Source organism: Vibrio sp. 1069 (assembly GCF_033340555.1).
Map to the genome: position 1 here is coordinate 93,355 of NZ_JAWOWP010000012.1, position 13,741 is coordinate 107,095.

General features: G+C 44.4%; 10 protein-coding genes. 4 read left to right on the forward strand and 6 right to left on the reverse strand.

Annotated elements, in window-relative coordinates:
• Window positions 1-457 precede the first annotated feature (457 nt).
• Window positions 458-2,149, forward strand: coding sequence for an AMP-binding protein (locus R7040_RS17365; RefSeq protein WP_005391687.1), 1,692 nt, complete (start codon window positions 458-460; stop codon window positions 2,147-2,149).
• A 68-nt stretch (window positions 2,150-2,217) separates the two neighbouring features.
• Here the strand turns inward: R7040_RS17365 and R7040_RS17370 are convergent, their stop codons facing one another.
• The gene (locus tag R7040_RS17370) at window positions 2,218-2,427 is read right to left on the reverse strand and encodes a DUF1127 domain-containing protein (RefSeq protein WP_081248197.1); all 210 of its coding nucleotides are present in this window, start codon (window positions 2,425-2,427) and stop codon (window positions 2,218-2,220) included.
• A 97-nt stretch (window positions 2,428-2,524) separates the two neighbouring features.
• Between R7040_RS17370 and R7040_RS17375 the strand changes: the two genes are divergently transcribed.
• On the forward strand, window positions 2,525-3,472 hold the full coding sequence (locus R7040_RS17375; RefSeq protein ID WP_017820432.1) for a LysR substrate-binding domain-containing protein: 948 nt from the start codon (window positions 2,525-2,527) through the stop codon (window positions 3,470-3,472).
• 118 nt (window positions 3,473-3,590) lie between these two features.
• On the opposite strand, the gene fusA is transcribed toward R7040_RS17375, so the two are convergent.
• Window positions 3,591-5,681 (reverse strand): elongation factor G, encoded by a 2,091-nt coding sequence (fusA, locus tag R7040_RS17380; RefSeq protein WP_005386444.1) that lies wholly within the window; start codon window positions 5,679-5,681, stop codon window positions 3,591-3,593.
• A gap of 215 nt (window positions 5,682-5,896) precedes the next feature.
• Entirely contained in the window at window positions 5,897-7,276 is a 1,380-nt protein-coding gene (gene radA / locus R7040_RS17385) for a DNA repair protein RadA (protein WP_318081448.1), read from the reverse strand.
• 136 nt (window positions 7,277-7,412) lie between these two features.
• On the opposite strand from radA, the gene R7040_RS17390 reads away from it, so the two are divergent.
• Window positions 7,413-9,761, forward strand: a complete 2,349-nt coding sequence (locus R7040_RS17390; protein ID WP_238952098.1) for a PilZ domain-containing protein — start codon at window positions 7,413-7,415, stop codon at window positions 9,759-9,761.
• A gap of 68 nt (window positions 9,762-9,829) precedes the next feature.
• On the opposite strand, the gene serB is transcribed toward R7040_RS17390, so the two are convergent.
• Window positions 9,830-10,810, reverse strand: coding sequence for a phosphoserine phosphatase (gene serB, locus R7040_RS17395; protein WP_005386439.1), 981 nt, complete (start codon window positions 10,808-10,810; stop codon window positions 9,830-9,832).
• 91 nt (window positions 10,811-10,901) lie between these two features.
• Between serB and R7040_RS17400 the strand changes: the two genes are divergently transcribed.
• Complete coding sequence (locus R7040_RS17400) at window positions 10,902-11,507, forward strand: YtjB family periplasmic protein (protein ID WP_005391677.1); 606 nt, start codon at window positions 10,902-10,904, stop codon at window positions 11,505-11,507.
• A gap of 94 nt (window positions 11,508-11,601) precedes the next feature.
• On the opposite strand, the gene deoD is transcribed toward R7040_RS17400, so the two are convergent.
• Both deoD and R7040_RS17410 read right to left on the reverse strand, forming a co-directional pair.
• The gene (gene deoD, locus R7040_RS17405) at window positions 11,602-12,321 is read right to left on the reverse strand and encodes a purine-nucleoside phosphorylase (protein ID WP_005380140.1); all 720 of its coding nucleotides are present in this window, start codon (window positions 12,319-12,321) and stop codon (window positions 11,602-11,604) included.
• 143 nt (window positions 12,322-12,464) lie between these two features.
• Window positions 12,465-13,685 (reverse strand): phosphopentomutase, encoded by a 1,221-nt coding sequence (locus R7040_RS17410; protein ID WP_182039868.1) that lies wholly within the window; start codon window positions 13,683-13,685, stop codon window positions 12,465-12,467.
• Window positions 13,686-13,741 lie beyond the last annotated feature (56 nt).

The following is a 13,741-nucleotide window of genomic DNA, read 5'->3' on the forward strand; positions in this document are numbered from 1 at the left end:
ATGATCGTACCCAAGTAATCTCAGGCAATAGCTTGAGGTGAAGCTCCTAACTTTCCAAAGTAAGATTAGTATAGCTACTTCAAAACCACGACATACCTTTAAGTTTGGCGCTTTGAAGAAATTAGGAGACATTTATACTTATCTTCAACACTAAGCCACTAGTTAATAAATAATTAGGATAGATTCTATGTTTTCGCAATATTATTAATAAAATAAATTGCTTACCTGTGCTCTTAGTATGAAGTCGGTATGACATAACAGCTGAAAAGCCTGTTCTCTTTTGCGTAGCATCAATCACATTGCTTTTTAGATCGAGTCGCTCCGACTTCAACCATAACTAACGCTATCTTCCCCACATATTTCATCAAAATGCATTCCCGTGTCGCGATTTAACATGCTAAAGTTAACAATGCGTTAACAATTATAAATACAATGAGAAGACATGGAGTCACTTAAAATGAATCAGCCGAATCTAAATAGCGCTGCTGGTTGCGCTCTCCCACCACCAAATGAAATGATCCTCAAATGGGCTCAAGAGCGTCCAAATGAGGTCTACCTAAAACAAATTATTAACCGACAGTTTGTTGAGTACACATTCTCTGATGTTGCAGATCAAGCCTTAAAACTTGTCAGCGCACTACGCTCGCTTGGTGTAAAGCCTGGCGACAAAGTTGCGTTAGTATCTAAAAACTGTGCAGAATGGTTTATTTGCGATCTTGCTATGATGCTTGGTGACTATGTCAGTGTGCCAATCTTTCCTACCGCCGGTGCAGATACCATCGAATACTGTGTGACTCATAGTGAAAGTAAAGCGATCATTGGCGGAAAACTCGATGATCCCAAAGCAACTCAGCAAGTCATTGATGCTATGCCTGAACTCATTAGCATCGCTCTACCTTATGACACGGCACCAAAGTGTAAGCACGAATACCAAGCGCTCATTGCAGATGCAATGCCAAGTGAAGAGCGTCCGCAGCATTACGATGACAAGCTAATGTCGTTGGTGTATACCTCAGGCACATCAGGGTTACCGAAAGGCGCGATGCTAACTTACGGCGCATTCAGTTGGTCTGTTCAGCAACTGATCAATCATATTGGTATCCAAGAAAACGACCGATTGTTCTCTTATTTACCGCTCGCTCATATTACAGAGCGTGTTTATATCTTCGGTTCATCGATTATGGGTGGCGTGCCAACAGCATTTCCAGAGTCACTGGACACTTTTATCGAAGATGTGAAGATGCACCGACCAACTCTGTTTATCTCCGTCCCACGATTATGGACGCTATTCCAGCAACGTATTCAAGACAAACTTCCACAGAAGAAGCTCAATATTCTGTTGAAAATCCCATTCGTCAATTCTTTGATCAAGAAAAAGCTAGCAGATGGTCTAGGTTTAGATCAGGCTCGAGTATTAGGCTGTGGCTCTGCACCTGTCTCGCCAGCGCTGTTGGAATGGTACCACTCAGTGGGCCTTGATATCACAGAGGCTTGGGGGATGACGGAATCATTTGCCTACAGCACGCTCAACTACCCATTTAGAGCTGACAAAATTGGTAGTGTCGGTAATGCAGGGCCAGGCATTGAGTTAAAAATCGCAGCTGATGATGAAATCATGGTGCGTGGCAAAGGGCTATTTTCTGGCTACTACAAAAATGACATTGCCACCCAAGAGTCTTTTGATTCAGAGGGCTGGCTACACACAGGCGATATCGGCGCTATCGACTCAGATGGTTATCTAACGATTCAAGGCCGTAAAAAAGATAACTTCAAAACCGCCAAAGGTAAATTTGTCTCTCCGGTTCCTATCGAGAAAAAGCTTTTCGAGTACAGTCGCGTAGAGATGATGTGTCTCATCGGTTTAGGGCTACCCGCTCCGATTCTTTTGGTTGTGCCACATGACTTCCCTAACTTTGATCGAGAGCGATACGCACGTACCACACGTAAAGTTATTGCCAGGATGAATCAAGAACTCGCCTCTCATGAGCAAATCAAAGGTGTGTTAATGATTAAAGAACCTTGGAGTATAGAAAATGGCGTACTGACGCCAACGCTTAAAATTAAACGTCATGTGCTCGAACAAAAGTATCATGAGATAGGCCACAATTGGCCAAAAGATGAATTGGTCGTGTGGGAAGAAGACTTGTAATTTTGCTTGCACTCCTCAACACCATTGGGGAGTGCAACTTAACTTTGAGCTTGAATCAAACTCATAAACTACTCTCTCCAGAATGGCTTACTCACTTCACAACTAATCTCCCTTTCACCTAACCCAATATCGTCCCAAAGGTGCTTTGGTAACTCTCTCAAATGACGACGTGTCTTATAGTTCCTTCTCCAAGCCGCCAGTTTAGAATAAATTAACTGTAACCCGCTCTGATGGGCAGTAGGTATAGTACGCTCACAAGTGTATGTCATGTTTTCCATTTCAAAGATCCCTATACAATGTTGACCACTTAATAATCAGCGACTACGCTGATATCCTCAAACGATAGAATCTGCCATAGAGTTAAGGAAAACTAATGTGAAAGATCGAATGCCTCCCTTACAGGGCTTGTATTACTTTTTCGTTGCAGCAAAGGAAGGAAGCTTTAAAACGGCAGCAAAAGAACTGTTTGTTACGCCAGCGGCCATTAGTCAGCAAATTCGTCATTTAGAAGAGTTCTTAGGCACGGACCTATTTGTTCGTCAGCACAGAAAAATCGTGCTCACACCAGAGGGAGAGCTACTGTTTAGTCAGGCAGAAAGAGGGTTTGCTCATTTGCAGCAAGGGGTTAGATTAGTCAATCAAGATCCAAACCCGAACCACCTTTCGATATCAACACTCCCCTCTTTCGCTCATCATTGGTTAGTCCCGAAAATTACGGCTTTTCGCCAGCGTCACCCTGATATCGCCTTGCTATTAGAACCAACCAATGATTTGGTGTCTTTTCAAGATAGCCAGATAGATTTATGTGTTCGTTACGGTTTAGGAAAATATCCCAATTTAGAATCACAATGGCTGATGGACGAAGCTTTTTATCCTGCTTGTCATCCGGTGTACCAGAAAGAGCACGGGATCTATAACATCGAGGACTTAAGCAAAGCTGAGCTGATTGAAGATGTTTGGCCTGATCTTGATTGGAATATGTGGTTAGCAACCTTGGGTCACTGCGCTGCAAAGCCTACCTTAAAATACAGTGGATCACATCTCGTGCTTGAGGCTGCACTATCACTTCAAGGCGTGGCATTAGTAAAACACAGTTTAGCCCATCAATATTTTCGTTCTGGCAAATTGGTCCGAATTGGAGATATCGCTATCAAGCCCAACTTTGCGTATTACTTGTGTGCGCCAAAAGGCTACTTAAAAAGACCTAAAGCTCAATTGTTTGCGCAATGGTTGAAGGAAGAAATAGAAATATTTGAAAAGTCAGTGGTACCAGACTTTAAGACCATTGACCTAAAAGGCAACAGTACTAGAACGGCATCATAACAATCGTCAAAACAAACGCTAAATAGGAATAAAACAAAAACGCTCTGCGTATAAGACTGCTAAATACAAAAAGCCCCGCACTAAGCGGGGCTTTCAAGTTATAGAGTTAACTTAAGAATTACTTCTTAGCGTTACGCTCTTTAACGTCAGCAATTACTTGCTCTGCAACGTTTGTTGGACATGGTGCGTAGTGTGAGAACTCCATAGAGAACTGACCACGACCAGAAGTCATAGTACGTAGAGTACCGATGTAACCAAACATTTCTGATAGAGGTACATCACCCTTGATACGTACGCCAGTAGACGCTGCTTGTTGGTCTTTGATCATACCACGACGACGGTTAAGGTCACCGATTACGTCACCAACGTGATCTTCTGGAGTGAACACGTCAACTTTCATGATTGGCTCAAGAAGTTGCGCGCCAGCTTTAGGCATAGACTGACGGAATGCACCTTTCGCTGCGATTTCGTAAGCGATAGCTGAAGAGTCAACTGCGTGGAAACCACCGTCGAATAGTTCAACTTCAACGTCTAGAGTAGGGAAGCCAGCTAGAACACCGTGCTCCATCATTGACGCAAAGCCTTTCTCAACTGCAGGCCAGAATTCTTTAGGTACGTTACCACCAACAACTGTTGATTTGAACGTGAAGCCAGAGTTTGGCTCACCTGGTTTGATGCGGTAATCGATCTTACCGAACTGACCAGAACCACCAGACTGTTTCTTGTGCGTGTAGCTATCTTCGATTGCTTGAGTGATAGTTTCACGGTAAGCAACCTGTGGAGCACCAACTTCTAGCTCAACGCCGTAAGTACGCTTAAGGATATCTACCTTGATGTCTAGGTGAAGTTCACCCATACCTTTCAGGATAGTTTCGCCTGAATCTTCATCAGTCTCAACTTGGAATGATGGATCTTCTGCAACCATTTTACCGATCGCGATACCCATCTTCTCAGAACCGCCTTTATCTTTAGGCTTAACTGCGATAGAGATTACTGGATCTGGGAAGATCATTGGCTCAAGAGTACATTCGTGCTTAGGATCACATAGAGTGTGACCAGTTTGAACGTTCTTCATACCAACTACAGCGATGATGTCACCAGCTTGTGCTGAATCGATCTCGTTACGCTCGTCCGCGTGCATCTCAACCATACGGCCGATACGCTCTGTTTTACCAGTTGCAGAGTTAAGGATTGTATCACCTTTCTTCATCTTACCAGAGTAGATGCGGATAAAGGTTAGAGCACCGAAGCGGTCATCCATAATCTTAAATGCAAGAGCACGTAGTGGCTCGTCTGCAGATACAGTCGCAACTTCACCAGTTGGCTCACCAGTCTCTGAATCAGTTAGAGGCTGTGGATCAACTTCTGTTGGAGATGGTAGGTAATCAATTACCGCGTCAAGAATAAGTTGGATACCTTTGTTCTTGTACGCTGAACCACAGTAAGTTGGGAAGAATGCTAGATCACGAGTACCTTTACGGATACAACGTTTGATGTCTTCTAGAGATGGCTCTTCGCCTTCTTCTAGGTAAGCCATCATTAGATCTTCGTCTTGCTCTAGAGCAGTTTCGATTAGCATTTCACGGTATTCAGCAGCTTTCTCTACCATGTCTGCTGGAATATCTTGAACTTCGTAGTTCTCTGGTTGGCCAGACTCATCCCATACGTAAGCTTGTTGGCTTAGTACGTCTACAACACCTACGAAATCTTCTTCGATACCGATAGGTAGAGTCATAACTAGAGGTGTAGCACCTAGTACGTTCTGTACTTGATCTACAACTTTGTAGAAATCTGCGCCCATACGGTCTAGTTTGTTAACGAAGATCAGACGTGATACGTGTGATTCGTCAGCGTAACGCCAGTTAGTTTCTGACTGAGGCTCAACACCACCAGAACCACAGAATACACCGATACCACCGTCAAGTACTTTTAGAGAACGGTAAACTTCGATAGTGAAGTCAACGTGTCCAGGAGTATCGATGATGTTTAGACGGTGATCGTTCCAGAAACAAGTTGTTGCGGCAGACTGGATTGTGATACCACGCTCAGCTTCCTGCTCCATGAAGTCAGTAGTAGTTGAACCGTCGTGAGTGTCACCGATCTTATGGATCTTACCAGTTAGCTTTAGGATACGCTCTGTAGAGGTAGTTTTACCCGCGTCTACGTGAGCAAAAATACCAATGTTTCTGTATTTTGATAAATCAGTCATTGTCTTACTCTGTTAATAAGGTATAAAGTGCGCGCAGAGTATATCACATTCTGTCAATACTGATACCCTTGCGTGCGGATGGAAGAAAAAAAATTTTAACGTGAAATTTCCGTCCCCAAAGCATAGTCAAACACAGCAATTTATGTACTTTATTCGCATTTTATTGAGGACGGATAGAACAGTTTGTGATTGCACAAATACCATTCTTATGAGCATTACAGCTCGTCAAAAGCCTCTATAGCTTCCGACAATTTCTTAACGCCGTGAATTTGCATGCCAGGGATGCCACCTTTCGGCATGTTGGCTGCTGGCACGATGGCTTTCTTGAAACCATGTTTGAACGCTTCATTCAAACGCTCTTGCCCACTTGGCACTGGACGGATTTCGCCCGCAAGCCCTACTTCACCAAAAATCACCACATCTTTAGGGAGTGGACGGTCACGAAAACTCGATAAAAGCGCCATAACTAAAGCAAGATCAGCGCTCGTCTCCGTCACCTTAACACCGCCAACCACATTAACAAAGACATCTTGGTCTGCCATTTGTAAGCCACCATGCTTATGCAACACAGCGAGCAAAAGTGATAGGCGGTTCTGCTCCAAGCCGACCGCAACACGACGAGGGTTGGCTAACTGCGAGTAATCCACCAGCGCTTGAATCTCTACTAGCAGAGGGCGCGTGCCTTCCCAAACCACCATGACGGAAGAGCCTGATGTTTCTTCTTCACCACGAGAAAGGAAGATCGCTGATGGGTTACTCACTTCCTTCAATCCTTGGCCTGTCATTGCAAAGACACCAAGCTCATTCACAGCGCCAAAACGGTTTTTATGACTACGCAAAGTGCGGAATCGGCTATCCGTTCCACCATCGAGTAGTACCGAACAGTCGATAATGTGTTCAAGAACTTTGGGGCCCGCAAGGGTACCATCTTTTGTTACGTGACCAACAATAAATACCGCAACATTATTCTGTTTTGCGTATCGTGTCAGAGCCGTCGCAGATTCACGTACCTGAGCAACACTGCCAGGCGACGATTCAACATCAGAAACGTGCATCACCTGAATCGAGTCTATTACCATTATACGAGGCTGCTCTTTTTCGGCGATTTGGCAAATTTTGTCGACGTTCGTTTCCGATAGCATTTTTAAATGATCTTTCGGCAAGCCCAATCGGGAAGCACGCATTGCCACCTGCTGTAACGACTCTTCACCGGTTACGTAAAGCGTTGGCATTTGCGCAGATAAACTACACATGGTTTGCAACAGAAGGGTTGATTTACCTGCACCAGGGTTACCACCAATCAAAATTGCGGCACCTGGCACAACACCACCACCCAACACGCGGTCAAGCTCTTTAAACCCACTGGTGAAGCGAGGTACTTCTTGCAGATCAATTTCGGATAGCGTTTGAACCGTAGCTTCTGTTGCGGAACCAGCGTAGCCGCTTAAGCGTTCATTGCGAGCAACGGTTGGCGATGCAGCGATACGTACTTCTGTTATCGTATTCCATGCACCACATGCGTTACACTGCCCCTGCCAACGGGGAAAGTCCGCGCCACAATCATTACAAACATACGCTCGTTTTGCTTTCGCCATGATGCCTCAATTTTTTCTACAAATGTGACTAAGCACAGCCAAGTCAGACCTGAACTGAAATGAACTATTGATATACTTAAGTATTACTTCGCTTAGCCGATACAATTTAAAGTAACGACATACTCTAACAGAAATAATGCAGCAATCTGAAATTCTCTCGCTCGCAGAACGACTCATTCCCGTTTACGGTACGAATGACTTTGACTTTGTCCTTGGCCAACTGACCGAGGAAGAGCCGCCTTCGGCCAAAATTTTGGTTAAAATGGAACTTAACCGCTTAATGGCTCCATGCAAAAAAAGCATTGATTTGCGAGGTCGCGTTCAAGGCGAATGTCGCGAGTATATTTTGGATGGCATTCCACATTGGTTGGATGATGTTGCTTTCAACGCTTACCATAAAAACATCAAAAAGTTTGGCTGCTACACGGAAGGAATGTGGGAAGCATTGGTCAACACGCGAAATAACTTTCGCGTAATGAGCAAGCGCCTTACTCAGCAAAAAACGCAATCGTTAACGGATCCTAAAAGCCCGTTCTTAGCAGAACCCGTTCACCTAGGCTACGATTTAAAGCGCCAAGAAAAACGCTTGAAAGTCCAATCTCAAGTTGAAATTTGCCGTTCTAAAGGACAGCTTCTTCATGGATTAAGCATTGATTTATCTAGCTCTGGCGCAAAGTTCAAAGTCCCTAGCGCATTTAAATATAACCTTGGGGAAATTATTCAGGTCACGTTTACTGAATTTGCCAGCAAATCTAACGTTGCAGGTATAGAGAAACCGCTTGCATACCGCATACTCGCGGTTGATGACTGTTACGAAAATGATTCAGTTCGATACCTCAGAACCATACGCTTAACTGACACCAATGTCGTCACCCGAGTGATAGATGAAGCGCTCAACAGTGCTGCTAAAAGGGCTCGTCACGACAATCAAGACAAGATTATTCGAGCTCGAACTCGCGGTTATGAGCATATCGCACTAAAGCACACCAGCAGCTTGCCTCTATTCTTTGATGGTAGTGACCTAAAATTAGCAATGTTAACGCCAAACAATCAAAAGCTTTGGCAATACTGGCACGATGAGAGAAACCAGCAAATGTTTGGTTCCTTATTCAACGAGCAACGCATCGCGTCACTCATTAAGCCTGGTGTTAAAGGAACAACCAATGTCCTTTATTCATTTACTCACGAGCACGAGAATCGAACCTATTTCTATTCGATGTTTCGCCCAGAAGCAACTCGCGAACAGCGCCAGCTATTTTGGCATTTAGGTGGCAAACGAGAGAGTTGGCGCGCCTTTAGAATTTCAATCTTTGAACTATCAGAGCAAGAGCAGGAAGACCTAGCAACTTTCTCTCCAGAGTTGGCAGAAACGTCTCAATCACTGACTCATATTGGTATTTTGCAAGAAATTGCTGACGAAAAATCAGGGCAAGATTACCTGCTAACTGAAAAGCCGCGCTTACCCGCTAATACGTTAAACGCGTTTCGTCATCCGAGAAGAGTTATCGGCAATCCAAAGGGCATTTATTTTGATGCAAAGTCTCGTCGTAAAGAGCCTCGTTATCGTTTTAAAACACCTTTAGAGTTGTACTCAGGACAAACTAAAACAGGCGGCTGTACTGTTGACCTTTCCAAAAGAGGACTCGGAATTAGGCTAAGTGAGCCCACGATGTTACGTTCTGGGCAAGAGGTAAGAATCAACTTTCGAGAATTACAACTCTACGATAAAAAATTGCCGTTAATGTCGGTGCCATACCGAGTAATTCGTGTAAGCCCAGATGGTTGTAGCGTGCAGCTAGTTATTGATGAAAGCAGCCAAACCATGAAGGTAATCGCTTTTTTCAATAGCATTATCGAGCACAATCAAGACAAGCTAATCCCGCAAAAAGAGACGCTACCAAGTAATGCTCTACTTGAAAGGCTGCACTGCATGTTGCTCTCGCGTACGCTGAGCACGCCCATTTTTATCAGTAAGAGCACGTCATCTTCAATCAAAACCCCCGTTATCGGGGTGAACTTGCCGCTACCTAAACACATTGAGCTTTTTGCCCGTCTTGGGCATGACCAACTGTTGTCACTTGAACCTATCTTTAAAGGCCGGACAAGCACATTAATCGCAGAGCCAATAAAACGTGTAGAAGGTGCTCAAGCCAGACATCAGGATATCTACATAAGCGCCGCAAAAGTAGGCAATAAAATTACAGGCATTGAGTCAAAGCTTCATCAAGAGTTCAACAGCGTAAAAGAGCGGATTCAATTTATAAAGAAAGCGCGAATGATGGGTGACTTTTACGTGATTCGCCTTTCTACTGCGCCAATTTTCGATCCGATGACATCATTACTGCAACAAGATTTAAGTGACTTAACCCAATTTGGCGTACATCAAGCGAGCAAGTTAGAAAAAGAGTTAACAGCGCTCGTTGGTTACAGTGAATTTGAAGACATTACTGAAGAGGTTGTAATTAGATTGGAGTTAACCGAGTAAATTCAAAGTCATACCAAATTGAAAAAAAAAAAAACACCGCCTTTCTGGCGGTGTTTTTGAATGGATGGTTAAGGTTTAGCTTTCCAGCTGACCTTTTGCTGCTTCACCAATGCGCCAGATAAAATACAGAGCACACCGCCTAACCCAGCAAAGCGAATCGCTGATTGCGCTTGAGCTTCCACTTTTGGTTTTGCGTGATACGCAATCCCTAATCCTGCCACCGACATCATCACAAGATCATTAGCGCCATCACCGACAGCGACCGTGTTGTGTTGCTCAATTTCATATTCATCCGCCAATTCCACTAGAATGTCTGACTTCATCTGCGCCGTTACCACGTCGCCAAGTACGTTACCCGTGAGTTTGCCGTCAATAATTTCTAATTGATTGGAACGAGCAAAATCTAGGTCGACTTTATCTTTGATGTAATCAGAGAAGTAAGTAAAACCACCGGAGGCAATCGCTGTTTTCCAGCCCAAGGCTTTCAACGTCGCAATTAGCGCTTCAAAGTCCGGCATGAATGGTAACTGGGAACGAACTTGTTCAAGAATTGATTCATCGGCACCTTTGAGCTTACCAACTCGCTGACGTAAACTTTGCTCAAAATCCAGCTCACCTTGCATGGCACGTTCAGTGACTTCAGCGACCTCATCCCCTACTCCTGCCAGTTTCGCGATTTCATCAATACACTCTATCTGGATCGCCGTTGAATCCATATCAAATACAATCAACCCTTGGGTTGATAGATCGGGCACTTCATTAAGCGAGGCGTAATCTAGGTTGAGACTTTGTAAGATCGTTTCATGTTGAGGAGTCAACTCTCCGGCCATCAGGGCTACTTCATATTGGCCAACTTTCCACGTTTCTAGTATCGGGTTGTAAAAGCCGGTGAAGAAATCAATGTCTTCGAAGTGACTTGGCGAAAGGTACTCAGCAAATACGATCCAGTTTGCTTTTGCTTTATCTAATTGGGAGGCAAATCGAGTCTCGGGTAATCGTTTTAAAAGTGTCGTATGTTTTCTGATAGGCAAGCTTTTTGACGCGTCCATGTATATAATCCCTTATGACTTTGCTAAAACGTTACCTCAACAAACTAAAAAGGCAAGTCTTTGTTTTATTTTAAATGGATGAGTAAAGAGCATGAGTGAATCTTTGTTCTCAGTAAGGAATGCCCTAAGAATTCTGGCACTAATCCTGCTGTGTGTGATGTTGTTTATCACAATAAAAAACAGTGTTGTGATCAGTAAGGGTAATGAGAAAATTCAAGCACAACAGCTTGAAACACTCACCAAAGTTTTGATTTCACAGGCGTCTCTTTCTGCCAGTGAGATGATTTTAACTAAAGATCAAGAACGATTACTTCAGCTAACAAACCAGCTAGCACAAGACCGTTTAGTGTTTGATGCAACAATCTACGATGCACAGGGTGTACGTTTAGCGTCTAGTGAAGAGGCATTATCGGTACGCGAAGTTCTTGGCCTGGATACGCCTTTGGCAACAGCTTCCATTGGTCGCCAGCAGTTGGTTGAACCAGTTTTTGCAGATGGTGCGCTTATCGGTTTTGTTCGCGTGACCTTTGAGACGGGCCGGGTGACGGCTATTTCTGACCACCACTATCGCAAGAGTGATCGTTATATGTACATGATGGTCTTAATGAGCTTTGTCTGTGGTATGTTGTTCATCTTGATTTTACGTCGACAACCGATACGTCGTAAAAAAGCGCCAAACCTGCTGCTAACCAAGTAACTAGGTAGCGCTAATAACTCATATAAAAACAGCCCGCAATGTGCGGGCTGTTTTTTAGCTCTTGAGAGCGAAAAATAGAATGACTCTTCGTCGCTTACTCTTCGTCACCAAGCAATACTGAATCTAGTGCGATTAGCATCATGTCGTTGAATGTCGTTTGACGCTCGTCAGATGTAGTCTGTTCGCCAGTCTTGATATGATCAGAAACCGTACAGATTGTCAGAGCTTTTGCACCGTATTCTGCCGCAACACCGTAAATACCAGCCGCTTCCATTTCAACACCAACAATGCCGTACTTGTCCATTACATCGAACATTTCTGGATCTGGCGTGTAGAAAAGCTCTGCTGAGAATAGGTTACCAACTTTAACGTCAATACCGCGAGCTTTTGCAGCGTCTTCTGCCGCACGAACCATGTTGTAGTCTGCGATTGCCGCGAAGTCATGACCTTTAAAGCGGATACGGTTCACTTTAGAGTCAGTACATGCACCCATGCCGATCACAACATCACGCACTTTGATGTCTTCATTCACTGCGCCACAGCTGCCAACACGGATGATTTTCTTCACGCCGAAGTCTTTGATTAGTTCAGTCGCGTAAATCGAGCATGATGGGATACCCATACCGTGGCCCATTACCGAGATCTTACGGCCTTTGTATGTGCCTGTGTAACCAAACATATTACGAACGTCACACACTTGAACGACATCTTCAAGGAAAGTCTCTGCGATGTATTTTGCACGTAGTGGATCACCAGGCATCAGTACGACGTCTGCAAATGCACCCATTTCAGCATTGATATGTGGAGTTGCCATTTTCTTTTCCTTAACCTTTCTCTAGCGCTCCGCGCTTAAGGCGATATAAGCCAGAGTATTCTCATTTCCGACAAGCAGCATTTACATACTGCAAACATAAAACTAGGAGCAATCAAGCTCCTAGTTTTCAAAAACCTAACTAATTATAGGAAGTTCTTACCGTAATCCATTGGAGAAGTACCGAAGTAACTTGCCAATGTTTGACCGATATCTGCGAATGTTTCGCGGCGGCCAAGAGAACCAGCTGGTACTTTTTGACCATAAACCAATACTGGGATGTGCTCACGAGTATGGTCAGTACCTGGCCATGTTGGGTCACAGCCGTGGTCTGCCGTTAGGATAAGCACATCGTCTTCTTCCATAATCTCTAGCACTTCATTGATACGACCATCGAAGTACTCAAGTGCCGCTGCGTAACCCGCTACGTCACGACGGTGACCGTAAGCTGAGTCGAAGTCTACAAAGTTAGTGAATACGATCGTGTTGTCGCCCGCTTCTTTGATTTGCTCTAGCGTTGCTTCGAACAATGCAGGGATACCTGTCGCTTTCACTTTCTTAGTGATGCCGCAGTTTGCGTAGATATCAGCAATCTTACCAATAGAAACCACGTTGCCTTGCTTCTCATCAACGAGCTTCTGAAGAACCGTTGCTGATGGTGGCTCTACAGAAAGATCACGACGGTTACCTGTACGCTCAAATTGACCTTTACCAGCACCAACGAATGGGCGCGCGATAACACGACCAATGTTGTAATCTTCTAGCTCTTCACGTGCGATTTGGCAAAGCTCTAGTAGACGGTCTAGACCGAAAGTCTCTTCGTGACATGCGATTTGGAATACAGAGTCAGCAGACGTGTAGAAGATTGGTTTGCCAGTCTTCATGTGCTCTTCACCAAGATCGTCAAGAACTTGAGTACCAGACGCGTGACAGTTACCTAGGAAACCGTCAAGACCTGCACGCTCAAGAATGCGGTCAGTCAATTCTTTCGGGAAGCTGTTTGCTTTGTCAGTGAAGTAACCCCAGTCAAACAGAACAGGAACACCTGCGATTTCCCAGTGACCAGACGGCGTGTCTTTACCTGAAGAAAGCTCTGCTGCATGACCGTATGCACCAATGATTTCAGCGTCTGCGTCTAGTCCAGGTGCGAAGCGACCTGTCGATTCTTTATGCGCCATTGCCAAACCAAGTTTCGATAGATTTGGAAGGCGAAGTGCACCTTGGCGATTGTCGTTATCTGCTAAGCCTTTGTCACATTGGTCAGCGATGTGACCTAGTGTGTCTGAACCTACATCACCAAATTCTTTAGCATCGGCAGTTGCACCGATACCGAATGAGTCTAGTACTAAAATAAATGCTCTTTTCATTGCTCGTTCCTTAGGCCCACTCGGCTTTTTATTATGGTTGAGTAGGCCTTGGCCTT